The sequence below is a fragment of the Sporosarcina saromensis genome (assembly GCF_033253735.1).
Taxonomy (GTDB): Bacteria; Bacillota; Bacilli; order Bacillales_A; family Planococcaceae; genus Sporosarcina; species Sporosarcina saromensis.
Genome location: NZ_JAUBDI010000028.1, coordinates 1 through 26,639 on the forward strand (window position 1 = coordinate 1; position 26,639 = coordinate 26,639).

General features: G+C 35.3%; 22 protein-coding genes and 3 pseudogenes. 13 read left to right on the forward strand and 12 right to left on the reverse strand.

Annotation, left to right across the window (positions count from 1 at the left end; all coding sequences use genetic code 11):
- From QT711_RS18065 to QT711_RS18075, 3 genes are all read left to right on the forward strand, one after another.
- Positions 1 to 985, forward strand: a 985-nt coding sequence (locus QT711_RS18065; protein ID WP_317946563.1) for a tetratricopeptide repeat protein, incomplete at its 5' end; no start/stop codon positions are given.
- Positions 982 to 1,110 (forward strand): hypothetical protein, encoded by a 129-nt coding sequence (locus QT711_RS18070; RefSeq protein WP_317946565.1) that lies wholly within the window; start codon positions 982 to 984, stop codon positions 1,108 to 1,110. The genes QT711_RS18065 and QT711_RS18070, both read left to right, overlap by 4 nt.
- Before the next feature lie 242 nt (positions 1,111 to 1,352).
- Positions 1,353 to 1,580: a hypothetical protein gene (locus tag QT711_RS18075; RefSeq protein WP_317946567.1), complete on the forward strand. Its 228-nt coding sequence runs from the start codon at positions 1,353 to 1,355 to the stop codon at positions 1,578 to 1,580.
- A gap of 13 nt (positions 1,581 to 1,593) precedes the next feature.
- On the opposite strand, the gene yidC is transcribed toward QT711_RS18075, so the two are convergent.
- Both yidC and QT711_RS18085 read right to left on the reverse strand, forming a co-directional pair.
- Complete coding sequence (gene yidC, locus QT711_RS18080) at positions 1,594 to 2,334, reverse strand: membrane protein insertase YidC (protein WP_317946569.1); 741 nt, start codon at positions 2,332 to 2,334, stop codon at positions 1,594 to 1,596.
- Between the two features lie 65 nt (positions 2,335 to 2,399).
- On the reverse strand, positions 2,400 to 2,684 hold the full coding sequence (locus QT711_RS18085) for a hypothetical protein (protein ID WP_317946571.1): 285 nt from the start codon (positions 2,682 to 2,684) through the stop codon (positions 2,400 to 2,402).
- Positions 2,685 to 3,447: 763 nt separating this feature from the next.
- Here QT711_RS18085 and QT711_RS18090 point away from each other — a divergent pair.
- The 6 genes and pseudogenes from QT711_RS18090 (at position 3,448) to QT711_RS18110 (ending at position 8,221) form a co-directional block, all read left to right on the forward strand.
- A complete protein-coding gene (locus QT711_RS18090) occupies positions 3,448 to 4,254 on the forward strand; it encodes an AAA family ATPase (RefSeq protein WP_317946573.1) in 807 nt (268 codons plus the stop codon).
- Entirely contained in the window at positions 4,247 to 4,648 is a 402-nt protein-coding gene (locus QT711_RS18095) for a hypothetical protein (RefSeq protein ID WP_317946575.1), read from the forward strand. The genes QT711_RS18090 and QT711_RS18095 overlap by 8 nt, the downstream gene beginning before the upstream one ends.
- A gap of 328 nt (positions 4,649 to 4,976) precedes the next feature.
- Complete coding sequence (locus QT711_RS18100; RefSeq protein WP_317946577.1) at positions 4,977 to 5,723, forward strand: hypothetical protein; 747 nt, start codon at positions 4,977 to 4,979, stop codon at positions 5,721 to 5,723.
- A 139-nt stretch (positions 5,724 to 5,862) separates the two neighbouring features.
- A pseudogene (locus QT711_RS19630) lies at positions 5,863 to 6,323 on the forward strand (S-4TM family putative pore-forming effector); the annotation flags it as partial.
- Positions 6,324 to 6,476: 153 nt separating this feature from the next.
- Positions 6,477 to 7,055 (forward strand): recombinase family protein, encoded by a 579-nt coding sequence (locus QT711_RS18105; RefSeq protein ID WP_317946579.1) that lies wholly within the window; start codon positions 6,477 to 6,479, stop codon positions 7,053 to 7,055.
- Positions 7,056 to 7,129: 74 nt separating this feature from the next.
- Positions 7,130 to 8,221, forward strand: a complete 1,092-nt coding sequence (locus tag QT711_RS18110; RefSeq protein WP_317946581.1) for a phospholipase D-like domain-containing protein — start codon at positions 7,130 to 7,132, stop codon at positions 8,219 to 8,221.
- Positions 8,222 to 8,346: 125 nt separating this feature from the next.
- Here the strand turns inward: QT711_RS18110 and QT711_RS18115 are convergent, their stop codons facing one another.
- The 3 genes from QT711_RS18115 to QT711_RS18125 are packed head-to-tail and all read right to left on the reverse strand — an operon-like array spanning position 8,347 to position 10,156.
- Positions 8,347 to 8,994 carry a hypothetical protein gene (locus QT711_RS18115; RefSeq protein ID WP_317946583.1) on the reverse strand — a complete coding sequence of 216 codons (648 nt, stop codon included), beginning with the start codon at positions 8,992 to 8,994 and terminating at the stop codon, positions 8,347 to 8,349.
- A gap of 14 nt (positions 8,995 to 9,008) precedes the next feature.
- Complete coding sequence (locus QT711_RS18120) at positions 9,009 to 9,806, reverse strand: ImmA/IrrE family metallo-endopeptidase (protein ID WP_317946585.1); 798 nt, start codon at positions 9,804 to 9,806, stop codon at positions 9,009 to 9,011.
- Positions 9,807 to 9,829: 23 nt separating this feature from the next.
- Complete coding sequence (locus QT711_RS18125) at positions 9,830 to 10,156, reverse strand: helix-turn-helix transcriptional regulator (protein ID WP_317946587.1); 327 nt, start codon at positions 10,154 to 10,156, stop codon at positions 9,830 to 9,832.
- 222 nt (positions 10,157 to 10,378) lie between these two features.
- Between QT711_RS18125 and QT711_RS18130 the strand changes: the two genes are divergently transcribed.
- Positions 10,379 to 10,933 (forward strand): hypothetical protein, encoded by a 555-nt coding sequence (locus QT711_RS18130; RefSeq protein ID WP_317946589.1) that lies wholly within the window; start codon positions 10,379 to 10,381, stop codon positions 10,931 to 10,933.
- An 860-nt stretch (positions 10,934 to 11,793) separates the two neighbouring features.
- On the opposite strand, the gene QT711_RS18135 is transcribed toward QT711_RS18130, so the two are convergent.
- From QT711_RS18135 to QT711_RS18145, 3 genes are all read right to left on the reverse strand, one after another.
- Positions 11,794 to 13,347 carry a primase C-terminal domain-containing protein gene (locus QT711_RS18135; RefSeq protein ID WP_317946591.1) on the reverse strand — a complete coding sequence of 518 codons (1,554 nt, stop codon included), beginning with the start codon at positions 13,345 to 13,347 and terminating at the stop codon, positions 11,794 to 11,796.
- An 837-nt stretch (positions 13,348 to 14,184) separates the two neighbouring features.
- The gene (locus tag QT711_RS18140; RefSeq protein WP_317946593.1) at positions 14,185 to 14,481 is read right to left on the reverse strand and encodes a YjcQ family protein; all 297 of its coding nucleotides are present in this window, start codon (positions 14,479 to 14,481) and stop codon (positions 14,185 to 14,187) included.
- Between the two features lie 74 nt (positions 14,482 to 14,555).
- Positions 14,556 to 15,254: a MerR family transcriptional regulator gene (locus QT711_RS18145; RefSeq protein WP_317946595.1), complete on the reverse strand. Its 699-nt coding sequence runs from the start codon at positions 15,252 to 15,254 to the stop codon at positions 14,556 to 14,558.
- A gap of 1,377 nt (positions 15,255 to 16,631) precedes the next feature.
- On the opposite strand from QT711_RS18145, the gene QT711_RS18150 reads away from it, so the two are divergent.
- Positions 16,632 to 16,850: a hypothetical protein gene (locus QT711_RS18150; protein WP_317946597.1), complete on the forward strand. Its 219-nt coding sequence runs from the start codon at positions 16,632 to 16,634 to the stop codon at positions 16,848 to 16,850.
- Positions 16,851 to 17,551: 701 nt separating this feature from the next.
- On the opposite strand, the pseudogene QT711_RS18155 reads toward QT711_RS18150, so the two are convergent.
- Positions 17,552 to 17,733, reverse strand: a pseudogene (locus tag QT711_RS18155) (recombinase family protein); the annotation flags it as partial.
- Between the two features lie 530 nt (positions 17,734 to 18,263).
- On the opposite strand from QT711_RS18155, the gene QT711_RS18160 reads away from it, so the two are divergent.
- Positions 18,264 to 18,422, forward strand: coding sequence for a hypothetical protein (locus QT711_RS18160; RefSeq protein WP_317946599.1), 159 nt, complete (start codon positions 18,264 to 18,266; stop codon positions 18,420 to 18,422).
- A gap of 526 nt (positions 18,423 to 18,948) precedes the next feature.
- On the opposite strand, the pseudogene QT711_RS18170 reads toward QT711_RS18160, so the two are convergent.
- A pseudogene (locus QT711_RS18170) lies at positions 18,949 to 20,789 on the reverse strand (DUF6119 family protein).
- Between the two features lie 2,400 nt (positions 20,790 to 23,189).
- Between QT711_RS18170 and QT711_RS18175 the strand changes: the two are divergent.
- Positions 23,190 to 24,542, forward strand: a complete 1,353-nt coding sequence (locus QT711_RS18175) for a replication-relaxation family protein (protein ID WP_317946603.1) — start codon at positions 23,190 to 23,192, stop codon at positions 24,540 to 24,542.
- Positions 24,543 to 24,849: 307 nt separating this feature from the next.
- On the opposite strand, the gene QT711_RS18180 is transcribed toward QT711_RS18175, so the two are convergent.
- Both QT711_RS18180 and QT711_RS18185 read right to left on the reverse strand, forming a co-directional pair.
- On the reverse strand, positions 24,850 to 25,476 hold the full coding sequence (locus QT711_RS18180) for a hypothetical protein (RefSeq protein ID WP_317946605.1): 627 nt from the start codon (positions 25,474 to 25,476) through the stop codon (positions 24,850 to 24,852).
- A gap of 187 nt (positions 25,477 to 25,663) precedes the next feature.
- Positions 25,664 to 26,290 (reverse strand): hypothetical protein, encoded by a 627-nt coding sequence (locus QT711_RS18185; RefSeq protein ID WP_317946606.1) that lies wholly within the window; start codon positions 26,288 to 26,290, stop codon positions 25,664 to 25,666.
- Positions 26,291 to 26,639 lie beyond the last annotated feature (349 nt).

The following is a 26,639-nucleotide window of genomic DNA, read 5'->3' on the forward strand; positions in this document are numbered from 1 at the left end:
ACCCTCAATAGTACAAGAATTTAGATTCAACCTATTGAAGTACTTATCCTTTTTAGAACAAGATAGATTCAATGAAGCTATATGTCATTATAAAAAAGAGATTTCAGGTGTGTGCAGATTACACATTTCTAAATGCAGTTTATCAATACAGGAAATATATATATATATATCAGGTTTGTACAAATTTGAAACTGGCCAATATCAAGATTCTATAGAACTGTTTAAATCTGCTCTAGAAATTACGACAGATAAGGATATCCCCCAGAAATTATCTTATAATATCGCCTTAGCATATTATCGTCTCTATGACTTTTGTTCATCTTTAGTTTATGCGAAAAAAGCATTGAGTATATATATCAATTCGCATAATTGGATAATGGCTGCCGATTGTTATAACTTAATAGCTTCTATATTAATAGAAAGTAACAAGCTAAATGAAGCGATTGAGTATATTGAGAAAGGATTTAGCGTCCTGCAATACCAGGAAATTAATGAAACACACGCAAAGTTATACCACAACCGTTCTCTTATATATTTGCGTGAACAAAAACATGTTGAAGCGTTGAGCAATATTAACAACTGCATAAAAATTAAACAAAATTTAAAAACATCCTCTGTCTTTACATCAGTTTATACTAAATTAAATATATTTTTAGAAACAGGAGATCTTATTAGATTTAAAGAGAATTTAGATATTCTACAAAGACTAGCTAAATCTAATAATGATATTGCTAAAACAAAATTTTCAGAAGCCAAAATGCATTATAAAACCAAGGAATTCTCTATTTATGAGCGTTTAATGAAAGAATGCGTACTCACATTTTATAGCAATAAGGATTGGCGAAATGTTAAATTAGCAGCTGAGCATTATTCTACTTACTTAGCGAATTCAAGAAGTTACAAAAGTGCTTTTCAGTACTTAAAAATATGTACAGAGGCATACAAAAATATTTACAGGGAGGTGGAAGGAGGTGGAATAGAGTGAAAAAGTTATTGTTTTTGTTCGCATCGCTATTATTTATGATAAGTTTAATACCGATCAATAATATAAGTTCGGAAACGGATGTGGGAAGACCCCATGATGATTCAGGAATCGACACGTTAAATTAACACGCATGTAAGTTTCCATTCCTGACTGAAACTTTATTAGGCTCCCAAATAGACCACCTTCATGGCCTTGGGCAGCCTAATAAAACCTTCAGTAGCTTCAGTGTTTACAAGTATTTATCCTCACAGAGTATTATATAATTCTGTTGTCTCTCATTTTACTCCAAACTACGACTGAATGATTACAGTTCATACCCAAGATGATTTCTTCAATTTCCATAGTAATAGCTTATTGCTTTCAGTTATTGTATAGAAAATCCTTTGAGCAGGAAGAGGAGCTTATCCATGCTATTCTGAAAGATGGCTTTGCGCTTCCAATGCTGACGGAACAAGAGCCATTGGAAGCTAATGAATTGGCTGGTCGGTCTGTGCGGGGACTATGGTCAATGGTGTCTGTGGCATTAGAAAAGTACCTCCTTCAAGTCGATATATCGGTCATACTAGGAGATGCTTTTCTAATGTGCGTTTATTAATTGAAGGATTACACTATACCTTTCGAATTTTACTTATATTAACCTGACTGTCATCAAGGTTTTTTATTAACTTCTTACAGTAAATTTGTAAGCTTATATCTTTTATTAATGTAACAAGAATATTAGTAAGCAGATAGAGTAATACCCCCCCTATTAGATTCAAAGATATAATAAATATCATTATAGACAAACTTATGTAGATTAATGTCTTAACTCTAGTATTCATTACCCCATTTAAGTAGTAATTTAATAAAAGAGTAATAAATATAAGTACCGGAAAGATTAATAACTCATCAGGACCCCCTAATTTTATCCATAAGAATTTGTTTTGCTGAATATGAGTTGATTCTCTTATAACTTGATACCAACAAATTATGATTACTAATTGAATTATTAAAGTTAGACAACCTACCCCTTGAAAAGAATTTATTCCATACTTACTTTCCAAATCCTTAATTTTTTGTTTTATATCATCTTTTACTTCATTGTTATCTTTATTACTTTTTAATTGATTGAAGTATACATTGAATTTTGGTTGTAATATTTGTCTTTTTTTATTACTAATTTCAAATTCAAATGATGCTATTAGCATAATAAGTTTTATTCCTAAAGTAACTAAAATGATTGCTAATCCATAATTATAGTTAAATTTAATTGCAGTAAATTCCATCAGCGCTAATAGGATTCTTTTGAAATAAAAAGCCGAAAAGATAAAAGTCAAAGTAATTAAAGTTATTTTAATTTTTTTATTCATTTAATTGCTCCGTCCAAATATTAAATCGCAAGCTAATAAGAGCTTGCGATTTAAGTATTTTTTTATTATAGGATTGTAGAAATATCCCAAAGAACAGATACCACGTCTACAAGTCTACCCGCTGGAATGAAAGTAAGGATAAGTTGTCCAAGGTCTAGGATTGCTCCGCCTAAGTCAGTCCAGGAAAAATCGCCGTCAAAAGAACGATAAATTACCCTTAACTTGTAAATAAGACTATCGATTAGTCTTTGTACCTCCCCGACAACTTTAAACTTCTTTGTGATTGCCCCTACTATTTGCTTAGCAACGCCTGCTTCCCCTGTTCCAGATACGAAGAAATTATAAAGCATTTTGAAAACCTCCTATTTTTTTTTGTGCGTGTTTTCCATTCCGCATATTTAAGTTACTATATTTTTTTCGTCATTTTTTTAATATTCACCAAAGTATGTGTTTAGTTTGTTGAAAGCACAGAATCCTTAGCTAAAGAATTATTTTCAATCTCATGTCAGTTGATAGATTATAAAATTGACGCCCACAATTCGCTCAACAAAATCTATAGGACACAACAACAAATACCTTCTTGGATTCACCTTCAATTTATTCATGAAATTGCATTGTTGTATAACACCCACTGAAACTTGGTGGTAGCTATTAATTCTTTATATTAGGCAAGCAAGAGAAGCACAGTATTTTTTAATGGGCATGTTACATCCTCCAAACCCCTTGTTTTATAAGGTCTAGCATTACGGAAATGGATGGTCGTTCATTCATCGTATCAATAGAGGCCGAAACCATATTCACCTACTGTATATTAAAATCGAACCATACTTCTCAAATTTAATACGTATCTTGTGTATCGTAACCGTCTCTAACCTAATCTATAGGCTATTTCACTGGTTTTCATGCTTGCTTCGATAATGTGGTCCATAACATCATCCAAACTTATTTAATGCTACAGAGGTTTTTCTTTTCCATGAATGGCACTCTACAATATGTCTACAAAATATAATGAAGTAGAAATTTGCAAAGAAGTATTTTGCAAATTATTTTTTATTAAGTTATACTTTGAACAGAGATTATGAACTTGATAACTGAATTAAAGGAGATGAGATAATGGCAATAACAATCGTAGTGGGAAACTTTAAAGGTGGCGTAGGAAAAACGAAGGTATCGGTCATGGCAAGTTGGGAGTTAGCTTTTGACCGCAATAAAAAGGTGTTGCTTGTCGATATGGATCCGCAAGGCAATGCAAGCACATTGATTGCGCGTTCCACAGGGGTCACTGAAATCAATACTAGTATTTTCGAAGGTTTCCAAAATGGTTCGTTAAAAGAGTGTATCGTAAAAATGACGGACAACCTACATGTGATTCCTGCACAAGTGTCCTTTAAAAACTTCCCGAAATTCTTATATACCAATGTAAAAGAAGAAATTGATCAGGTGTCTTATCTAAAGAAGCTTCTTGATCCAATTCGTAATGACTATGACTATATTTTCATTGATGTCCCTCCGACAATTAGTGACTTCTCTGATAACGCGATGATGGCTGCTGATTATGTATTAATTATCCTGCAAGCGCAAGAGCTGTCATTGGAAGGCGCTGAAACGTATATCAAGTATTTGCAATTCATGGCAGATAACTACGATGCAGATATCCAAGTCGCAGGTGTATTGCCTGTTTTGCTTCGTCCAGGTGGGCGTGTCGATATTTCTACACTAGAACGCGCAAGAGAGATGTTCGGCAGTGACAACGTCATGGAGAATGTCGTGAAGCACTTAGAGCGGCTGAAAGCATGGGATGTCACAGGAATTACGAATCACGATATGCATGACCGTAAAGCCCATCAAGTATTCTTAGACGTTATTGACGAGTTGGAAGCGAAGCTGTCTCAATTCGAGGAGGCCGGGAAGTATGAGTAATGAAAAAGGTGGATTAATTAAAAAGAAAAAGAAGCCAGCAATCATGCAACCGTCCGTTCCCGTGAAAAAGAACGATATGGATTTCGGCTATACAGAGCCACAAAATCAAGAAAAGCCCGTATCTGCTAAGTCTACAGTAAAACCTGAAACGATAAAGATTGCTCCACCTACACCACGTAAGATATTAGGTGTTGGGAAATCAAACAGTACTAAAAGTTTAAAAGTACCTACTTTGATTCACAGTGAACTGAATTTACTCGGATCCTTTATGGATGAGCATAAGACATACGTGATTCTTCAAAATTTGATTGATAGCTATGTAGAGAATGAGCTGACCGATCGCCAGCAGCGACAGTTTAACTTTATGGTAGAGGCTTTTTTTGAGGATAAATAACAAAAGAACACTTAACAAAAGTAGAAATTTCTACTTTCTCGAGATATCAAGACATAAAAAAGAACGCGTGTACCATGCGACACGAGTTAAGCGTTTCGTTATTATTTTGTATTCCCATTAGATGAATATGATACTCCCTTATCTTTTAGCGAAACCATTGTGGAAGTGATTAATAAAAATACTGAATTGGTTATTAAGTTTCCAGAGAGTAAAACTTCATGATGCACACCTCATTTCGAGGTGTTTTTTTGTATATACTACGATTCAAGTTTAGAATCTTCAAGAACTATTGTAAGATTATAGAAATAACTTAAAGGGGGTTTCATAATTGGATAATTCACAGTTCAACGCTCCATTTAAAGAAATTATAGAATTCTCAGGAAGGTTAGGTAAAATGGTTCAATCATTTGACTTCGCACTCCCCAAATTAAATTTCCCTGAAATCAAGCTACCAGAATTTACACTACCAGAGATTGATTTCGAGAATATAAAAGCAAGTATTGAACACAATTCTAAATTTGGGTGGACTTTAACTGGCCCTATGGGATTAGCCTTGTACTTTGATAAAGATTTGCGTGAAATGGATCAAGCTCAATTAGACGAGTATTTTTACCTTCTATACACAGAAAAAGACTTTGCGTTTTTCAACGAGATTAAAGAAGATTTAATCGGAAAGATTGAGCCGCATAGAAAAGAACTGTTAGAGGATTGTTTAGATAGTTTCCTATCGGACAAATACAAAATAGCGATTCCTACATTGATGACATTCATCGAAGGAGAAGTTACAGATATTTTAGATACGAGAGACTATGGTTGGAAGTTGAATGAATTGATGGAAAAGGCTACAACGAACGATGAGGAAAAATTTGATCAAATCGCTACATATTCAACATATTACTTCTTGCGTGAGGAATTGTACCGTTCTTGGAAATTTGGAGATGAAAGGCTAGAAATGATTAACCGACACTGGGTGCTTCACGGACGTGATAATCCTGAACTTTGGACAAAATATGATTGTCTTAGACTTATTAATGTTCTTTCTTCATTGCAATTTATTAAAGACGATATTGAATAATATGATGCGCCTACTCGAATTCGAGTAGGTATTTTTTGTGTCTTTTTTCTGGAAAATAATCAATTGCTCAATACAATCATTTTCAATGTAATATTTTTTAAAATGGACGGTGATTTTAATTTGAAAGAAAAAAACATCTGACCTTAAGAATTGGTATACAGGTATAGATACAGATGATGAAATTGAGTATGTATTAAAAGCTCAGAAAACTAGTACAGAATGGTCTGTAAAGCAAAAAAGAATATTCGGCAACTTTTTACTGATTTTGTCTGGATTAATTTTCATTATATCTATTGTGATTGCACTATGGAGTAATTTTTTACTAGCCGATTTTTTTATAACTCTTTTCTTTCCTACAACTTCTTTGTATATTTATTAAAAGGGTGGAAGGATTTTTCGCAACAAGTAAAAGAGTTACAGAGAATCACGTCACAGATATACTTCTTTTTAGAAAGTGAGAGAACTAGCAAGTATCAATTGCGCTTTATACAAGATGCCATTTATGTACACGGCAGAGTGCCTAATAACATCATTCCAAATACTTTATTCTACAAGCTAAGAAATAAGTTAGAGGAATTATTTGGAGTTATAAACAAATAGTTTATTCTATATAACCACCGTTATATGGACAATTTAAACAGCCTACTCAAATCAATGTTTGGGTAGGTCGTTTTTTATTGTTTTCGTCTATTTACTCGTCTATAATAAGAATTACATAAAACGTATGGTCATAGACAAAAAGGAGGAGTTATCATGAGTAGAATCATTGGCTATGCGCGTGTCAGTACCGAAGATCAAAATTTGGACCTTCAAAAGTTGTCCATTGAAAAGTATGCCAAAGAGCAAGAGATGGAACTGATCTTATATGTCGAGAAAATTTCAACTCGTAAAACAGATCGCACCGAATTAAATTATGCCCTTAAAGCTGCTGCTCCTGGCGATCGTTTTGTTGTCTACAAACTAGACAGGCTTGCTCGTAGTACCAAAGAGCTTTATCAATTAACAGACGAAATGGCAAAGCGTCAGGTGGATTTCGTTAGTATTCAGGATAGCTTTGATACAACTACTCCAACTGGACGTGCCATGTTCGGGATGCTTGCCGTCTTTGCCGAGTTCGAGCGTGATATTATTCAGCAGCGTACAAAAGCTGGATTGGAGGCTGCTCGTAAGCGCGGGCGCATTGGGGGACGCCCTGCCATAGATACCGATACCAAACGCCGTATTGTAAAGTTGTTTAACAGTGGCGAAAGTGCTTCAGATATTGCAAAAGAATATGGAATTGGACGTAGTACAGTCTATAAAATTTTGAACGAAGGAGGAATATGGTTGTAGCTAATGAAACCGTTGAGTCAAAAACAGTTAGAATAGTTAAAGAGAAAACACATTAAGATTGGGAGGTGTTTTATTTGCGAAAAGAAGTAGAATTTACGCAAGCAAAATTTATTATAACTAAAGATGAACTTGGTTATAGTGATGTTCTTGAAGATTTTTCCAAATCGAAATTTATTTATATTGTCACATACAATATCTCGAAAAATATTGAAACATTGTTAGATAAACTAAGAGATGTCCCAGGAGACACTAATATCAAGTTGTTCACAAATATCCCCAATAGATTTAACGGATATATAGCAGATTGGGCTTCAAAAAATGCGAAAAATCTAATAAATATTTATGTAACAAAATTAGATCCCAAAAAGTTCAATGAAAACTTTAAAAGTCAATTTGTGTTTAACAATCATGCAAAAATTATCATGACCAATAATATTGCTTACATCGGCTCAGCGAATTACTCATCGGAATCAGCAAATAATTTTGAAGCTGGTGTGATTATTGAAGACAAAGTAGCTATTCTTCAAATAAAGGATATTATAGATGAAGAAGTTGAAGGTAGTGCTGAACCATACTACGCTTATGATATATTTCCTTTGATTTTTCTCGCGCGCGAGCTAGAAGAAATCAGAACCATCCTCAATGAAAGTATTTGGGGCTTATGGGAAATCCGCGGGCATGAACAAGGCGAATATTATAAAGGTGGCAACATCTATATAGATACAAAAATTCTAGAAGCCTTTGAATGCTTTCAAGATGATTTAGACACTCTTGTATCAGAGCTGATTCAAGAGATTGAAAATAATACGTCTGATAAAGATTTAACATATGATAAAGAAGAACTCATTGAACGACTGGATAACCTTAAGGAGTTTATTTGCAAATATGAGATAGATTCAGAAGTCATTGAGTTTATCGAGTATGACGAAGACAGTTATATAAATAACTTAATACAAGAGAATGCAATTTATATGACCGAAGATGTTTTAGATGACTATGTACAAGATTTTATCCAACAAGCTTTTGAAATTAAAGAAGAGCTAGCTACTAATGCACGGGAAGCGTTTATCGCTTTTGATTCATTCTTAACGCAAGCCACTCAAACGGTGATGGATAGGGTAGATGATTTACGTGGAATAATTAATGAACGAATTGATAATACGTGAAGGATTTGCTAAGAATACCATAACAATTAAACAAGCCTTCTCTTCATACGAAGAGAAGGTATCTCACTTTCTGAAAGAACTTAAACCTAATTATCTTCCAGCAATTATAATAGGAGTTTTTTCAGCTATGTAACAGGAATCAATTGATCAAATTCTGACATTTGCACATCATACAGCTTCCTGTTATCTGTTTTCAATTCAATATGCGCTATTTGATAGAACTTCCTGACATTTTTGCGTGGCAATATTCCTCTATCTACAACTAACTTACAAAAATCCAACAGGCGATGATGCGTAATTAAAACAGGCTCTTGAGAATCATCTCCGTCAATGAAAATATGTAAAGGTACTTCTCGAATCACTTCTTCAATTGAATAATCGTTACTGCAAATAAATCCTGCATTCAGTAAATAGGCAGCTGCTAAAGAAGCTATTTCACCCGTACCGGCACTTCCTGCTTTGTCTCTACGGGTATCCACTTCAATTAAAGTTGCTTGTACCTCGGATAACATCAACCTATAGTCCTCGTAAATATCCTGAAAAGCCTGAAGAGGTTTAAATAATACCCACTTATTCGCCTGACATTTTTCATCAACAAATTTTTGGCCTGCAATACTTAATTCTTGATAAACTTCCTCATGTATATAAACCGATTCATACACTTGCTCAATGATGGTTTGAAAATCATCTTTTGATTTCAACTGTTCAATATAGAAAATAATATTGGCATCGATAAAGCAAATGGAGGGTATCGGCAATGTACTATTCCGCAATTTTCATCCCTCCATTAGACCTCATCCAACTCATCCCAAAGTTGATCGATGTCTCTCTTACCTACCGATTTTTCAAAGTATTCTTCGGATAGATCGGGATTTAAGCGTGTGAGTTTTTTCGCTGCATCTAAGTTAGAAAGTTCTCCCTTTACCACTTTATCTTTTACAAGTTGCTGGTATTGTGTGAATTGAATACGTTTGGGAGGAGAATCTAATATCGACTCACCTATTTGTTCATGACGAAGTTCAGCAAGTTCCCGCTCTGTTAGCGATGCCAACGTAGAAACTGGCGTTAAATTAAGCTCATTCAATCTCCTCACTACACTTACGTACGGTACTTTGAATATATCGGCCAGTTTAAATACTTGCAGTTCTAGTGACTGTTCGCGGATAATCTCAAAGTAAGAAACAAACACCTCTTGATTCATCAGAATAGATGCAGCAAAATAATCACCTGCACGTTCCAGCTCTTCATTCGATTGAATTTGAATTGCATACTGCTTCAAATCCTCAGATTCCAAGATGGCATGGAACCATTCGTGTGCCAATGTGAAATTTTGCGTACGAATGGTATCTAATTGATTAATTACGATTTTGGGTGGTACCGTTTCGTCCTTATGTTTAAAAAACATCCCATTTAAAATCCGATCTTCGCCATCCATTTTAGGAATGCTTAGGTAGATCACTTCAATTCCTTGTCTTGCAATCACCTCATCCAACACATCTGCTAACATGAGGGATGTCTTAGGCGATACATATTTTTTATAGTAATCGTCTGCTAAACGTTCGACTTCTTGCATACAACTATTCATTTTCCAACATCTCCTTCCTGCTTTTATTTGAAGCTTTCGTACTCATTTAAAAGCAAGGCAATCTGCTGAATTTGATGCTTATTTGCGGTAGAGAGTTCCGTGCCTCCACGCGGAATGACACTATAGCCTGCAAATAACTCCTTATCCGATAATCCTAATAATGATGCCCGTGGAATTTTAGTGATTTCTGCAAACTGTGTGAGACGCTCAGATGTAATGCGACGATCCCCTTTTAAAAGCGCGCGTAAAAGTGCTTCGCTTATACCCATCAATTGCGCCAATTTTGTTTTCGTCATATGATTTTCTTCCATCCATTGATTCAGTAATGATGCCGTATGTTTAAAATCCATCTCCATCACCTCATTACTAGTATATCACAATTCGCACAAAATATACGTGATGCGAAACCAATTGTGCGATTTAATTTATCTCCCTAAGCAGACGGTTGCTGAAAAAAGTATATATATATACTTTGCAAAAGTAGAAATTTCTACTTTTGAAGGATATATAGATTCATACTTAATTACACTAATAAAATGTTATACTATACAAAAAACAGGGGGGTAATGAAATTGCATTTACCGACATTTATCCATTCATTTTTTGAATTAATAAAACTCCAAAAGATTGAAATTTACAACGAATTTTCGTTGCAACATGAGCACGGCTTGTATCTACGCAATCATTTAGATAGTTCTTTCAAAATTCAATTTGAACGCAACATCAAATTCTTTGGTATCACAGAGAAATTAATTAAAAAAGAATTAGATATTGTCATCTACAACTCTGCAACCCATGAAAAATATGCAATCGAACTTAAATTCCCAAAGAACGGTCAACATCCAGAAACAATGTTTAACTTTGCAAAGGACATTAAATTCATGGAACAAATAAAAAATCACGGTTTTACTCACACTTATGCTATCACATTTGCAGAAGACAAATTATTTTATAGTGGAATAAATATTGCTGGTATTTATGAATATTTTCGTTCAGATACCCCCCTACATGGAGAGATTACTAAACCCACAGGAAAACGAGATGAACAATTTTATATAAATGGCTCTTATACAATTCAATGGAATTATTTAGTAGGTTCATCAAAATACTATTTACTTGAGATTTAATGATAAAAGCACGAGTACCGCAAGTAGTCAAGCTTTTTTCATAACTTCAACCTCCCATCTGTTTTAAAAGCCTCATCATCAAAACCCATGTAGCTGACTTACCGATACCACCTTTTGCTCCTCCTCCATTGAAATACCACATCGAACGTAGTACACTCAGTCCACAGATAATCAAACACCACAACCGATATTGAGCATGAAATCATACCAGCTATTAAAATAAACAAGTAATTGGACAAGTACACCCATTACAGTACTTGTGTCACGATACTCACTTGACTCCAATTTCCCAAAGATCCCAAACCATCAAACCGGTACAATCAGAAGATATATTGGGATCCATGCCTACAAATTAATACGGATAACCATCAAATTGCCTCATCATTTCATAAAAGACTTGGAAATTGGCTGAGGCATCCGCTACATCAATCACTTGTACGTCACGCATCGTACCTACATAACATTTCACATGTTCCACCTAAGCAGGATCCCCACTCGATCAACCTATTTTTTTGCTTCTTGCTAAGAAAATACATTGACCAGTTCTTGATGAATCTTACCTTAATTAATAAAGGAAATTATTATCCAAGTTAAATATAAAACATGAAAATTTATCAAAGAAGAAAGTCGATAATTTAATCGAAACACTTTCTACTTTTGCTAAGTAGTTGTATTGATTGAATATGCCTAAACAAATTAAAGGTCCTCGCCCAGCAAGCTGGACTGTGGAACGCCTCCCGCTGTGGGCTCTGCGCCCCTTCAATACCCATTCTAAAAATCCATATACATTTAATAGGAGTCTATCAACTACCCTTAGAAAGACGAAATTAGAAATATGTAAGGCAGACTGGAGTATTAATTTATCCTGAGCTATCGAGCGACGAGAGTGCAGGGCCATACTTGTCGGGTAGTACTTTTAAGAGGCTTAGTTTTTGGATAAGTTCCTGATAGCCTGCGATTGGCTCAAGTACATTTACATGTGCTTCGATGATTTGGTGTACATAAGTTGTATATGTATCCTTTTGCGTTCTTAAAAGATCGATGGTATAGGTAATGAACAGCTGCACGGTTGTCCAACCTGTTTTACTAGCACGACCTTTTCCAATGACAGTTTTGATTAGTTTAGTAGAACTATTCAGCAACACATTCAATGTACTTTGAGGGATACCGATTGCTTCGCACATCTCTTTTTGAGTAAGCCAAATAAACGGCTCTGTCGTCTGTTTCTGAGCCGTAATGTATTCAATGATGTCATCCTCCCATTCGTCGTAATGGCTGCGCTGACGATCTTCCCTTGCCTTCTTGAACTTATACCAGCATCTATGTCCGAGTGATACCTTGTAAGACGCACCATTTTTTACGTGGAGGGCTAATAACGCTTCTACATATTCCTTGCTCGGTCCATGGTATTTTCCTGAATATGCTGACTGCAAGATTGTATGTAAATCGGATGCATTCAGGGGGGCTTCCAGACGGGCGTTAAACTCGTCTAAAAAGTTCTCCGTTCGCTCTATATCCCATCCTTCGCTATAACCGATTAAAGCAAGAGTGAACAACGTATTATTGCGTCCCAACTTTCCTTTCTCTCCGTTAATATTCACGGTATGGACGAGCGCATCGAACCAATCACTTTCTAAAACGCTGCTTGCCAGCCGTTGCGTTGCCAGGACAAATAAGGGACGGTCTTTGTTGTCATCTTGACGCATCGACCAATCAATGAGGGATCCAACAGCATACACATTATCAAGACCCGCATAAACGATGTTTGTCGCATTCGGTAAACGGAAGAATCCGAAGTCATTGCAAAAAACGTCTGCCTCTACTGCTTGCAGACTTTGCTTTAAATTATCACTAATACGCTTGGCCACTTTCAAGCCACGGAAATCATTTTTAGGCGAAATAAAGAACGGCTGCTGCAAAGCAAAGTACAGCTGATAGCCTCGTGTTGATTCAACAATAAGTGTCGGTAATCCGATAGAATTGTCCATGCACGTTAAGAGCAGTTCGTTTACTGTGTACTTTTTTGTGTCAATATCTACGACAAATGTGTTGATTTGCTGTAAATTTCGTTCTTCAAAGCCATGGATATACTGACGGTTTTCGTCTATGTAGCCAAATGTGCGGTAAACATTTGGCGTGAAGTGCGTCAATGTTTGAGCATCTTCCAACAATGTTTCTTTTGACGTGACGATATAGCCACGTACACCGTTTGCTGTGAAGTGAGCTTTGTCACGCACGACAAAGACAGCGCCTTTTCTATGTACGCGATCTTGCTTTTCTGCCGTAACACGAGTCGGTAAACTCACCTTGGACTGTTTTGTTTTAAAAGTCGTGATTCCCTCATGAAGCAACACATTATATATTTGAGCCAGCTCTTCCTCTGACTTTTTCTCTGAAAATGCACAAATAGCCACGGACAAATACTCCCCCTCTATCGGTGAGCGTCCATAGCTATCTCGTTAAAAGGCGCACTTAAGAAAAGCACTTACGCAAAATTTCAATGCAAGTGTATTGAAATAAAGGTCTGCCATTGCTATAATCAACATAATCTAAAATTAGCTTATGGCGTGTTACCAGCACACCATGAAGTGATTATAGCAATATTTTAACGACGATAAGTCAGTTACCAGCTAACTTATGGACGCTCTGTTTATTCAGTTATAGTTCAATTTTAGTCAGTTACCAGCTAACTTTTTGGATACTCACTTATTTCGTTGTTAAAACAATCTGAGTCATTCCTTGTCCGCCAAAAGACAATTAGGAATGGCTTTTTTATTTTGTCTACTGCTTGATTACTACTAACTTAAACACATACAAATAGACTTGTAAACTCATAAATAATCCATATTAGACAGCAGCTTTGTCGAATTTGCCGATTTCCACTTTTGCGAGTAAGTTGGAGTTGGGTAGAAATTGCAAACTTCTACTTTTCCACCTATGCTAAGTAGAAGCGAATTTTGAGTTGATAGAATTAATGTAAAAAAGGCCCGAATGCGTACTCGCATTAGGCTTTCGATGATATTCAAGAAATTGAATGTATATTTCAAAAGTAGAAATTTCTACTTTTGTTAAGTAGATGTGTTTACTGCCAAAGTGGAAAAGTGGAAATTTCTACTTATGTGAGGAAGTTGGAGTTATATTACATTTTTGTTACAAACGAAATAGAGAGGCCAAGATCTTCGTTTGGGGGTTTGGAGAGGTTTTAAGCTCTTCAAAATATTGATTGGTCAAACGAACAGTTTGAAGCATTTTTATTTAATCCAATCTCTAATTTCCTTAATTGCATTATAGGTTTTTGCCCATCCGCTATTATCTTCTAAATACTGAAGACCCCCCATAGTCACTTTAGTGTGTGTTAAATGGGTGTAGATAACTTTATTTCCAATACCACCTCTTTGGACAATTGCATTTTCAATCAAATTACCCGATGCCATCATTTCAAGAACTTCTCCGAATTGTTCTAGAGTTACATCATAATTTTTAAATGATGGTTCATTTCCCTTATCGATTTCCTTTAAGATGCTATAAATCAATTTCCCTTTATTCAACCTCTCCCTCTCCTTTCGATTCCTTTTAGCAAAATAAGATTCTTATTACACCAGGTTCAACTTCCACTAATAGACTAGTAATCTAATTCAGTTCTCAAGGACTTCTCAAAGTTGGTATCAACAAAGTTGCGAATAAATCGGTCTTTCTCTATATGATTTTCTTCTGATTTACGAAACCATCTTTTTATTAGTCGTTTTTCATCCGGCTCTAGTTGCCACAAAGCTTCGGCTTCTTCTCTGAGTTTGATTTTAACCCTATGGACAGTAAGAAATTCTGTAGTATACTTGCTTCTATTTACTTCCTTCAGTTCACGATTCTCTTCGGTTACGGAGGCCAACTGCTGTTGAAATCCAGCCAGCATTTCTTTCATCGATATCACGGCACTATTGACGTCCTGAACGTTACGCACAAGGTCATCCTGTTGGTCTAAGTATCGTTGCAGCTTCTCCAATTCTCTTGTTTCATCGGGTTTAACCACCGATACAGAAACGGACGGTGCTTCATTCCCCGTATCATTAGAAGATCGGTGACCAGCAACAACAACAGTAGCAGCTGCGACCCGATTCATCTTGGCAACCTCAATCAAATGTTTCATCTGAGATAGTGCATGTAAATCTTCACTTGTGAAATCTCTGTTCTTTCCATCGGTACGCTGAAAGACGAATCCTTGCTTTTCTAATTCAAGACAGTACTTGCGTATCGTAACGGTCTCTAACCCCAATCTACTGGCTATATCACTAGTTTTCATGCTTGCTTCGATAACGTTGTCCATAACATCACCCCAATGACTTTATTCAACGTTAGAATGAGGAAAACCTTCCTGCATACGTCTTATTTACATTTAAAAGTGTAGAAATTTGGAATGTTGAATTGATCCAATCTTTATACTGAGGCTTGGACAAAAATCAATAGAATGAAAAAATCACGTGAAGCCAAGTTGTAAGAACTTTGGTTTCACGCTGTTTTGAATTTCGGGATATTAATGATTACACATTATTTTTACTTATGTTCCAGCCTTGTGTTTACTTATTAAGTAATAAGCTATATTTTCCGCATTAATTATAGTCATGTGAACAGAGTATTAAATAGCAAGTTGAAGGTTACGGTTCTATTTGTGATTAATAAACTTGATTTGAGAAACGCGTTGAAACAAGCAGCAAATAACCTAAATAATTTTTAATAAACCGTATTAATTTGTAATTATTATCTTAGGTGGAAGTGTGAAAATTTTTCAACTTCAACATTCCTATTAAACCCTTTTAAATGAATTTATTTGAGATTAATAAACCTGATTTGAATTTTTAATACACACTATTCGAATGATTGATTCGGTGATACTAGTTTAAAAAGAGAATAGGCGTTATAGTTTATCACTAATTAATGCACAAGGATAAACAATGTTGTCATAATAGCTTCGCAAGAAATAGGAGCTAAGTATAGTGATTAATCATATGCAGGGACTCATAATAGTAATTTATGTGTTATCTATGCTGGTTGCTCTGCTACCTTAGCCGCCGAAAGATTCTCTTCCGTCACCGTTGCTAGCTGCTGTTGAAATCCAGCCAGCATTTCTTTCATCGATTTCACGGCATTATTGACGTCCTGAACGTTACGGATAAGGTCGTCCTGCTGGTCTAAGTAGCGTTGTACCTTTCCAAATCCCTTGTTTCATCAGGTTTAACCACCGATACGGAAACGGACGGAGGTTCATTCCTCCTATCATTAGAAGATCCGTGACCAGCAACAACAACGGTAGCAGCTGCAACCCGATTCATCTTGGCAACCTCAATTAAATGTTTCATCTGAGATAGTGCATGTAAGTCTTACTTTTGAAATCTCTGTTCTTTCCATCGGTACGCTGAAAGACGAATCCTTGCTTTTCTAATTCAAGACAGCACTTGCGTATCGTAACGGTCTCTAACCCCAACCGGCTGGCTATTTCACTAGTTTTCATGCTTGCTTCGATAACGTTGTCCATAACATCACCCCAATGACTTATTCAACGCTATAAAGAAAAAAACCTTCTTGCGTACGTCTTATTCAAATTCAAAAGTTTAAATACTCTGATCTTTTAATTGAGTGAAATTTAAAACTGAGGATAGGTAAAGACTTAAAGAATGACCTGGGGGCGATTCGTTACCTACACGACATGATTCCAAACATCAAATATGAGCTCTCCGACAACAACATGCTGAAAGAAGCTTATTCAATTACATTGGACAAGACACCCGCGGTAAAAGGCAAAAGGGCTTGGACAGAGCGTGAATATAATGCAATGCAGGGGGGTTTTAGGGGGATGGCGGAAAAAGCTGGTAGAGGGGCCAGGACAGCGTCTGACGTGCACGACGTGATGGAAAACAAAATCTAGGATCTCCCAAGAGGTAAACGCCTGTTTATTCGCCCCGACGAGAAAACACATGCAGCGGTAAATCGCGTCGAAAAGTTCATGCAAAACAACCGGATGCAGTTTGAGACAATTGAGGGTCAAGAAATTCGGATGTACCAGGAATTACCTAACACCTTAACGTATCATGTACTACGCTCTAACTACGCTCAAAACCAGGTGCAATGAGGAAAGAGTTTTCTAAATTACAGGCTACAGAAATTGTCACACGGGAAGTTGGCCATGAAAGAGTAGAAGTAATAGATTTTTATTTGGCCGGAATGATAGGTAAGGAGATTTAATCCATTATCTCGAGGTGCTTTAATCAAGATTATCTGTAAATCGGGCTTTAGGGGCTGGCTTGGTCTTAGTTAAGGACAGCCCCCCATGACACGTCGCCTTTCGGTTAAACGATACACTATATAATGTTAATGGAAGAGCCCTTCCATCTTAGATAAATTCACATCAGATATAGGCTTCATACAATTAAAATTTGTATGTATGGGTTTAGTGTTTTTAATGCTGTAATACAAAACTACCAAAACCGAACCTTTTTTCAATTTTATCTCCGCACTACATTTCCTTAAAACATTCATTTTCTTTCCTACAGTAACCACCGTTAATATAACATTTGGTTTGTTCTATCAGATTTAAAACGAATATGTCGACGGGATTATCAGGATGATCGTCGGGATTATAGTATCGCCCTCTTGTAGAATGGAAAGCAGTTGAAGAAATTAGGTCGATCTGCTGTTGTACCGGTATATTTCTCAGAATAGATTATATCGCAGCACTCTTTTTCCAACAACTGAATTTGCGCTTTTAAATCCTGATGAGCGGTACTGACTCGAGCATATCCGTATTTCATATTTCAAACCATCCTTTTTAGGTATCAAATATGACGCTAAGTAATGACACCTGCTGGTGATTTAATGTTATAGGTTCGTTAAAGCAGTGTCAACACTCTTGAGTTTTGACAACAATATAGTATAAAAAAGTTAGAAAAAGAATTGTCCTTCTTGTTCAACTAAATCCCCAAGAGTCAGAGAATTTATTTGATTTACCACCAGCTGTCTTTTGATGTTGGAATTGGGACAATGTCATAACTAAAAAACATCTCTCCAATTTTGGATAGATGTTTCTTCAAGTAGACAATATGAATGGGTAATAATTGCTTAAATGGCACTATATATATTGGATAAACTATGAATATTTGAAAATGAAAAGGGCATAATTAAAGTATGGGTTTACTTTTCTATTGAGTTAATAGAAATAGTTACTCATTCTTTAGGATTTGGTAGGATGAGTTTTAAAACCGTGCTATTATGAAAGTGGCGTAAGCGGGCAAGCACGTTTACGACTCCTTGACGGCTGGCAAGCTGAAAGGGGGTGCCGTCAATGCAACGCAAACACAACGGGCAAATCACGCGTAAAGAGTACCGCGAAGAAAAGGCGAGACAAAGCCGAAAAGGACTGATCATCCTTCAGGCTGCATACTACTTAGGTAGGCTGCTTATCGCTTTAGTATTCAAGGCAATCGAGTTCTTTAAGAACTGACGCACTGGGCCATCCTACGGGGTGGCTTTTTGTCATTTTAGACACAAAAATAGACGGCCGATGATCAGTCAGCCGTCCTCCGTCTCTGCAACATAGAAAATACACAACGGGCGTATTTAATATGTGTTACCACCTTCAATTTAATACAGGAAAAGTTGGTTGTCAAGACCAAACCCGTACTAATAAGTGGGCAAGCACGCTTTATCTTATGCTGATAACCAACTAAATACCACAAATTACAAAATTGAAGATACTTATAGAATCCCCTATTTTTCGTTATATAATCATGTTTTACAAATTTTCACTTCCACATCTTTATAAAAGATAAAATGGATTCGGAAACAGTGTTTGCACTATCCTTACTTTCCTCGTAATTGCAGTTTAATAGCATAGCCCACGATATTTTTTCATCAATGTATTGCTACACCCTTTTCATCTCGTTCAAGCGATGTTCATCCAATTCCATTTTCAAGAGCTCTTGAAAGTAATTATTGACGAAATCTGAATTAAGCAGACGCGTGAAAAGCTACTTTAAGTTAGAATCTATAAAGTTTATAGCTACTTCAAATCCTAAGCTCCAAAGCACTTCTATTGTTTCATAGAGCGATATCCTTTCCATCAAGGTAAAAGTTTTTCTTTTATCTATAACTTTCCTTTTATTTTCAGGAATTATTATTCCTAATACAACTTTTAATTTATAAGGTACATCGAAATCAATAAGAGTTAAATTTTGTTTTTCTATTTCCTTGTTTATAAAGTTTTGGACATTAATTCTGTCATGAATATACAAACGTGCTGAAGCTTTCGCCTGAGCTAAAAGATGATTGGTTTGGCTGGCGTTTGTCTTTTTTTTATATGTATAAAATGGATTGTATCTCCTTCTTGCTTAAAAACATCGGCTAACTCAATATTACTTTGAGAGCTTATGCTTGACCGTTTTAAGATTTCTTCTGTAGGTTTATATTTTGTACAATCTAAACCTATCGTGTTGGTTTTTAGAATGAGATTCTCGTTATATTTATTCTCATCCTTATGAATTTTAACATCGTAATCTATATAATTTATGACTGGAGTAATTGGTACTTTATCTATTGTCTCAGTAATTTGTTTATAAAAATCATCATTTAGACTATACCAAGTGCCTTCGGACAAAATATATCTAACACCAGCAGTAGTCTTTTCGAAACATAAAGAATTATAAAGGCTAACAAATTGATCGTTCTCGGAGTTCTCACTTTTACAATTTATTCTAGTGTTTCTCAATTTCTTCATTATTTCATCTTGCGAAGGATGTTTAGATATTTTCAATTTTACCTTTTCGAATATTTCAATGAGCTCCAATTCCTTGTATACCGATGTAGTTGGCATGCCTATACCAGTGATATGAAAACCTTTAAGATTTTCATATGGGATATCGCAATTAGGAACAAGAGATAAATTTCGCATCTTGTTATGGTCGATTTTTGCCCCCGAGAAAATGATTTCCAATTTTTTTTGAAACTCTTCATTTAATTTTTTCAAAACGTGAGAATCTGAAACAATATTAACTGTATCTAAAATTTTAAACCTTGGTTCTTTTATACCGTGTGAAAAATAGGCTTTCAAAATTTCTTCTAGTAAAGATAATAAATGTTTCCTAATATCCAATTTACCATTTATCCTTAGTCCCGATCTTCCTCCTATATCCAAGCTCCTATTTAAAAGTTGGGTGTTTCCGTTAAAGCCTTTAATGGTACTAGGCTCGAACGAAGGCATAATTTTAAAATCGTTCAATAATCTCATAGATTGTTTATTTATCTTAGTTTGTTTTTCGTCAAATGATTGAATCTTGATAAACTTAATACGACTTGAATCAACTATCTGTTTTGACGTGATTAGTCCAAAATCATTTATCACTAACTTTTCTTCCAATATACCGTTCATCCTACCAAATGTGACAGCTACCGTATTATTAACCTCCTTTAATCTTAAAAACAAGATTGCTGACCAGTCTTTACGGATTTCAAAATCTAATGATTCTTTTTGAACAATTACATTATTCAAGAGATCCAACCAATCTGGGGAAGCTATTTTTTTTTCTAGGATCACTACTTTTCCAGCTTCTATCTCCAATGAATCGGTTTGGATAAACATCTTTTTGTTCAACTGCTTATTGTGAATTACGTTTGCTTGATCAGTAATGTAATTGTTGAAAGGTAACTTTTTTTCAAGTAAATATATAGTGAAGTTATTAACTAATGTATTCATTTGCTCATAACTCCTTTCAAATATTGAACATAAACTTTTTCGAAAACACTTTAATAACAATGCATACAACGTTTTTTTTTGAATTTTAATGTCACTATTAATAAAGAAATAAAAAAACATAAGCTATAAAAGCTTTAAATTATAAATCGTTGCATTTATAGTGGATACGGGTACAATTAATTCTATGAATTAATTGTACCCGTATCCACTGAAAGAGAATAAGTTAAAAAAAACACTATTCTCAATAAAATTTTACTGAAAAATAAAAAAGAGTCAATATTATTCACTGTGGGATGAAAAGACTTCTTGGGATCAGCCATTGATTCGTCTCTTCGTTTTGAAAGTGCTAGTAATTAAGCATGCAAATCGTCATTTACTAACACGCTCACTTCTTTGGTTCGCCTCCTATTAACTGTAACTGTAATTTTTTCATCATTCCAACATAAAACGGATTCAATAGTATATCAATAGCTCATATATTCATCGTTATGATAATAGATTCAAAGTCATGTACCTGCTTAGGATTGTAGTTATTAGTTTTAATTTAAAATCAAGTACTAGATGAAACAGTAGTATTATTTAGATTTGTGTTCCTATTATTAGGTAATTGACGCTTAAAACAGATTAAATTCTCAGATCCAATTGCTAGAATTTCGGAGTATCAGCGCTCTTAAGACTTTTCAATATTCCCAATATAAAGTCAGCATCAAATTGGCGACTGCTCCCTACGTCGATTTCGCCTTGCAATATATTTTTGGGTTATCTTTTATATTCCAAATATATTAGGGGTGTTACCGATTTCTATTAATAGTGACCAATTGTAGACACCATGCTGCGTAGACTCTTACTATACAAGCTACTAGTGTCCTTGAAAACAAGCTTTAAATATGGTGTCTACTATTAGAGACCATGTGCTATTACATCCAAATTTTAGAGTTAAACTTATCTCCAATTATGAATTATTAAGTGTAAATATAGAGTTTAAATGTTTTTTTAGATCGCGTTGATATATTTACTGTTAATTTTATTGTTTTCATCTTCCATAGAGACTATGAAAAAACGCTCCATAATAGTATTTGTGCGACATTTACTTAATGGTCTCTACTATTAGAGTCCATTAATAGAGACTATGAGAATACGTTCTTCTGTCATTAGTCAGAAACTCTTATAGGAAGGGGCACGCGGCTACATTGATACTCTGTCAAGAAATTGGGCACATTGAATTGAGTTTCGTAGCTAATTGTTCTGTATATCTACAAGAGTTTGATTTGCTTCTCATGGTATGCTTTAGGCGATACTCTTTATTTGTGAGCTCCTGCAATTCGAGTTTGTGTAATTCTCTTTTCTCTTTTTACAAAGTCCCTAATAACCATTTACTTTCAACTGTAAGGTTATTGGATATTGCATTAAAAATATCGTCTTTGTCTATTGAATCATTCAAGTAATAACCTCCTTTCTATTTGGTTTTTGTATTGTAGCAATAGTCGCAGCAATTACTTCAGCAGAAATTGTCGCAGTTACTTCCGTAGTGCTTATAAATAAAATTTTATAATTTAAAAACAGAAAGTTCTAATGTTTAATTCTGTTTTAAAACACCGATATAACAGTCTTTGATACTTCCGCAATAACTGCCGCATATATTGCGGTGTCATGCCGCATTTACTGTTGCACAAACAAGATGGGTGAGGCGTTTACGTTCTAGTGCTAATAATAGATTTTAAATCGTGTTCCTGTGGCTGGATTATTATTACTAGTACTAATTCACAATTGAGTACTCTATGAAAGTTTTCTCGCTTAATTGTAGAATTAATTCTCAGACTTGCCGCTAGAAATCAGAATTATTACTTGTCATTAAATGATCTTGCAGTGTTCTTGAATATCGAGTATTTGTCTAAACGGCATTACCGTAATATTAATTGCAGTTACATATATAAACCAGCAGCACTAGATATACAAGGAGCTTCTTTGACTCGATCTTACGCGTAATTGGCATTAAAGATTTACATGTTTATGGAGCATGATTAGAAACGAACAAAACCTGTTTCTGCACATTCTCGATTACCCCCCAGTTCAAGATTCTCGTTCACCCCCTTAAAACATGTCTTATGGAGGGAGACCGAGAGGGGGGAGAACTGTTCACCCTAAGGAATGTACTTTTAGGTATTGATATAACAGCATTTTTAAAAAGAGGAGAAGTGAGACTACATATACTTAGGAGAAGTTGTAAATGATCTATTTCTGCGCATTTTCAACGCATGAGGGTTTTTGTATGATTTCATGTTTACTACAAACATAGAACTAGTTTATTTCAGGTTTTTTACTGGGGGAATATGTAGTTATTTCAAGTTGTCGACTGAAATCTGGTTGCTGAGATTTAATAAATATGGTAGTCTAATATCGCTTTACAATTCCAAATTACATATATCTAAAAACAGGAGCACCCTGAATAGTAACGGAAGTGTTTTTCACTTGCCGATTATTTATGGGTGCTCTTTTTGTTTTTTAAAAGGAGGATGAGCTATGGAATATGACAAACCATTAATGACCTATACGAAAGACAAAAAAGGAAGACCGGGAATTCATATTTACAAAGAAGACCTTGAATTACTAAAACAAATCTATATCCATCGTACGATGCGTGCAGTATCAATTCACGAACTATTAAAGGTGATCTATAAAGGTGAGAGGACAACGAAAGCTATTTCAAAGAGGTTAGCCAAGCTAACCGATTCCGGTGTATTGATTCAAATGAAGCACCGCGCCATTAATAATCTCCATATTTTCTATTACAAGCTAGGTACTCGTGGTTATGAAGTGTTGGGGAAATTAGCATCACAAGGAACAGAGGAACAATATAGCCCCGATATATCGATAACGAGTACAACTATCCCTGCCACTCACACAGCTGCTACATCAACCATTGCAAATCGGGTTTATTTATCGTGTTCCGCCAAAAATTTGTTAAAAGGATTTCAGCACTGGAGAGGTAGTCAGCATCCGCTATTCCTCAATAGAATGGGTGAGGAATCCTATGCAGAAATTGTTCCTGATTGGGTGTTTGAATACGAGGACACAATAGTTTGTGTAGAGGTAGATACGGGTTATCAAAGACGTCACGTCATTGCTGATAAGTACAAGCGTTATATTGAGCTATCCCAAAAAGAAGAGACGCAAGGAAAGAAAATAGTTGTTGTATTTTCGGTTGTAGACGAATCTGTTGATCCGACTTTTACATACAACCGCGACAGAAGAATTGCTAAGTTAAAGGAATACGCCCCACCAATTCATGAATGGGGAATAATGAACAATGAGTTAAATATTCATTTTTATGCTGTAAGTGCCTTTCGCACACCGCCACTTATTGTAGAAATTCTTTCAGGGTTCTTGCCGATAAAACGTGAAGAGCGTTATAAACTTGCTGAAGATTGGTCGCGCAAAGTACAAAAAGTATACGGGGAACGTATAAGGTTGTCTCAACTCTCGAATGATGAAGTATTTAATCCGCGTAGAGAAAGGTTCGTAGATTGTGAGTGTGTCTTCCGTATGCAAAATATGAATAGCGGCAGCGAGAAAACATTTGCATTTCTGTACGGGGAAGAGGGTTCTGTCTTTACGTACCAATTAGTTAGAGCAAATGCAATGAGATTAGGGCAATTAACTGAACATACTGAGTTACCGAATCCCGAATTGCTAATATGTTATGACGCAATAGAAAATGTGAACCACAACCATTATGGAGTAAGTTTTACGCTACCGGTCAAGGAGGCTACTTACGGTCAGTGGATCCAAGCGGAAATGAATAAAGAGCTGCCGCCACAAGTTAAGTCGATTGTTTCGGAATTCACCAAAGCAAATGTGGATTTATTTAAATAACATACCTAAATAGAACACTAATTCGATTGACCCATATAAACCAATGCCGCATCTTGAAGTTAATGTTTTTTATGCGGCATTGCATATTTAGGAAGATAAAACCAATCTAGAATGACGTGAATATCAGCAGAAATAACTTCCTACACCCTTCAAATGGACGTCTAAGGCCCATCTATATAATACAGATAGCTGTGATTATCATCAGGAACGATCATACACTCCCGAACAGTCAAAAGGGCAGCTTAATCGTCATTCATTGGTTGTAAAACCGATTAAGCCCCTGAAAAACTCATACAATTGCTGTTTTCTATTTGTCCATTATTGAGTCTAATACTCTATCCGAGTAAGGTTGTATCTCAATTGATATAAAAGAGCTTGCTACACGTTTCTTCATCCTATAATGATAATTTTTATACCCTATGAAACCTTTATCAAATGGATATGTATAGTCACTCACTGGCTCCATTTTCTCTACTGTTACATAGAAATTTTCGAAATCAAAGTCACTATCTATCATGAACACTAACTCTTTTAACATCTTTTTATATTGAGGATCAAGAATATTTTCTTCTTCTATAGATATATAGATACTACTTAATGTATCTGCAAAAAAACCGTTTGTGAACTCACCTTCTGGACGATGATGAAGTATTATAAATCCAAAGGATTCCCTAAAATCATAGCTAAAAGATTGGTGATCCATTACTTTTTCGCCTTCTTCAATTCTACCGATAAGAGGCGATGTTTTAAGATAACTCTTGAAAGGTTCAATTGATAATAAACGGTTAGCTTCTTTTATTTCTTCTTCGTATGCTTTCAACTCCAAAAACTTCTTATCTTCTTTACTTTGGCAACCACCAAGAATATGCAATGCCAAGAAGATGGAACTTGTTAACATCATTTGTTGCAAAAATTTATAATTCGGCATTTTCAATATCGACTCACTTTAATAAAATTTCATTTGAAAGCACTAAAGAAAATCATACCATAAAGCGCATTCCTTAATTAGCTGTAAAATACATATTTTACGTAACGTCACTTTCTTAAAAGATTTATAGTTGGTATATTTCCATGCTTCTTCTTTAACACTTACAAAATTAGATGTACCATCCCTCCCTTCTCTAATAGGATTTCCATTTGTCCAGGAAGTCGTAAATAGAATTAGAAACTGTATTTGCTGTGTCCTTAATTTCATCATAGAAATTAGAAAGAAAAACAAACCACGAATAATGTTCATTGGAAGAGTTGTTGTTATTGATAAAACGCAACACTTTTTTTAATTCTTGCATACGTCTTTGATCCAGTTGTTGATTCAAAAACCCTCGGACATAGACATTTAAGAAATCAGTGCTATGAATAGTAGCATCTAGTAAAACCCCTGTAGCCCTTGAAGGTGTAACATCGAGCGCATAAGCCAATGTATTAATATTTTCAAAAGTTACCTGGTTGAAACGTGTTGAAATTCGTTGAGTTACACCAGGATCACGTTTTGGAATAAGTGGTCGGTCAACCCCACCCATGAACAAAGTATTGTTCAATCTAACGGTACGTCTAAAGTGTGGAGCCAAGTATTCAATCACCCTTCGCGAACCAATACCACTTTCGCAAATCTGTTCAACAATGTGCTGTACAGGTGTGTTTGTAATATAAGATAACCTATACACGCAGTCTTTTAACTCGATGGATATAGTTGGTTTTACGTCACGTTTTTTATCACTTCTTACCTTTCTCGTCTTTACCTTCCCCATTGAAAGTTCCCCCTATTTCCACTATTTACCCTGGTACTCTGTCATTCTGTACAAGACATATTTGAGTCTATGTACGTGAAGAGGGGATGATGTATAGACAATATAAAAAGTGGCCACGCTATCCCTATACTTATAGTGTAAATAGGAAAGGGGTTTTTATTTTGAAAAAGCAAGAAGCTGAAAAACTAGCTACACAAATGAAAAAGAATGCTACAAAGTATAGCATTCCTTTAAAGAAGAAGAAAAAATAACTTTGAATTACAATTAGCTCCTGCCTAGTAAGCGATTATACTGTTTTCGTTTTCTTCATTTCCTCCCCTTAACATTAACCGATAATTGTAAATACTTA

Bases quoted from the DNA above. Each gene is read 5' to 3' on its own strand.
- yidC (WP_317946569.1), bottom strand. From the start codon at position 2,334: ATGAATAAAAAAATTAAAATAACTTTAATTACTTTGACTTTTATCTTT.
- QT711_RS18085 (WP_317946571.1), bottom strand. From the start codon at position 2,684: ATGCTTTATAATTTCTTCGTATCTGGAACAGGGGAAGCAGGCGTTGCT.
- QT711_RS18090 (WP_317946573.1), top strand. From the start codon at position 3,448: ATGGCAATAACAATCGTAGTGGGAAACTTTAAAGGTGGCGTAGGAAAA.
- QT711_RS18095 (WP_317946575.1), top strand. From the start codon at position 4,247: ATGAGTAATGAAAAAGGTGGATTAATTAAAAAGAAAAAGAAGCCAGCA.
- QT711_RS18105 (WP_317946579.1), top strand. From the start codon at position 6,477: ATGAGTAGAATCATTGGCTATGCGCGTGTCAGTACCGAAGATCAAAAT.
- QT711_RS18120 (WP_317946585.1), bottom strand. From the start codon at position 9,806: ATGAATAGTTGTATGCAAGAAGTCGAACGTTTAGCAGACGATTACTAT.
- QT711_RS18125 (WP_317946587.1), bottom strand. From the start codon at position 10,156: ATGGATTTTAAACATACGGCATCATTACTGAATCAATGGATGGAAGAA.
- QT711_RS18145 (WP_317946595.1), bottom strand. From the start codon at position 15,254: ATGGACAACGTTATCGAAGCAAGCATGAAAACTAGTGATATAGCCAGT.
- QT711_RS18150 (WP_317946597.1), top strand. From the start codon at position 16,632: ATGATTCCAAACATCAAATATGAGCTCTCCGACAACAACATGCTGAAA.
- QT711_RS18160 (WP_317946599.1), top strand. From the start codon at position 18,264: ATGCAACGCAAACACAACGGGCAAATCACGCGTAAAGAGTACCGCGAA.
- QT711_RS18175 (WP_317946603.1), top strand. From the start codon at position 23,190: ATGGAATATGACAAACCATTAATGACCTATACGAAAGACAAAAAAGGA.
- QT711_RS18185 (WP_317946606.1), bottom strand. From the start codon at position 26,290: ATGGGGAAGGTAAAGACGAGAAAGGTAAGAAGTGATAAAAAACGTGAC.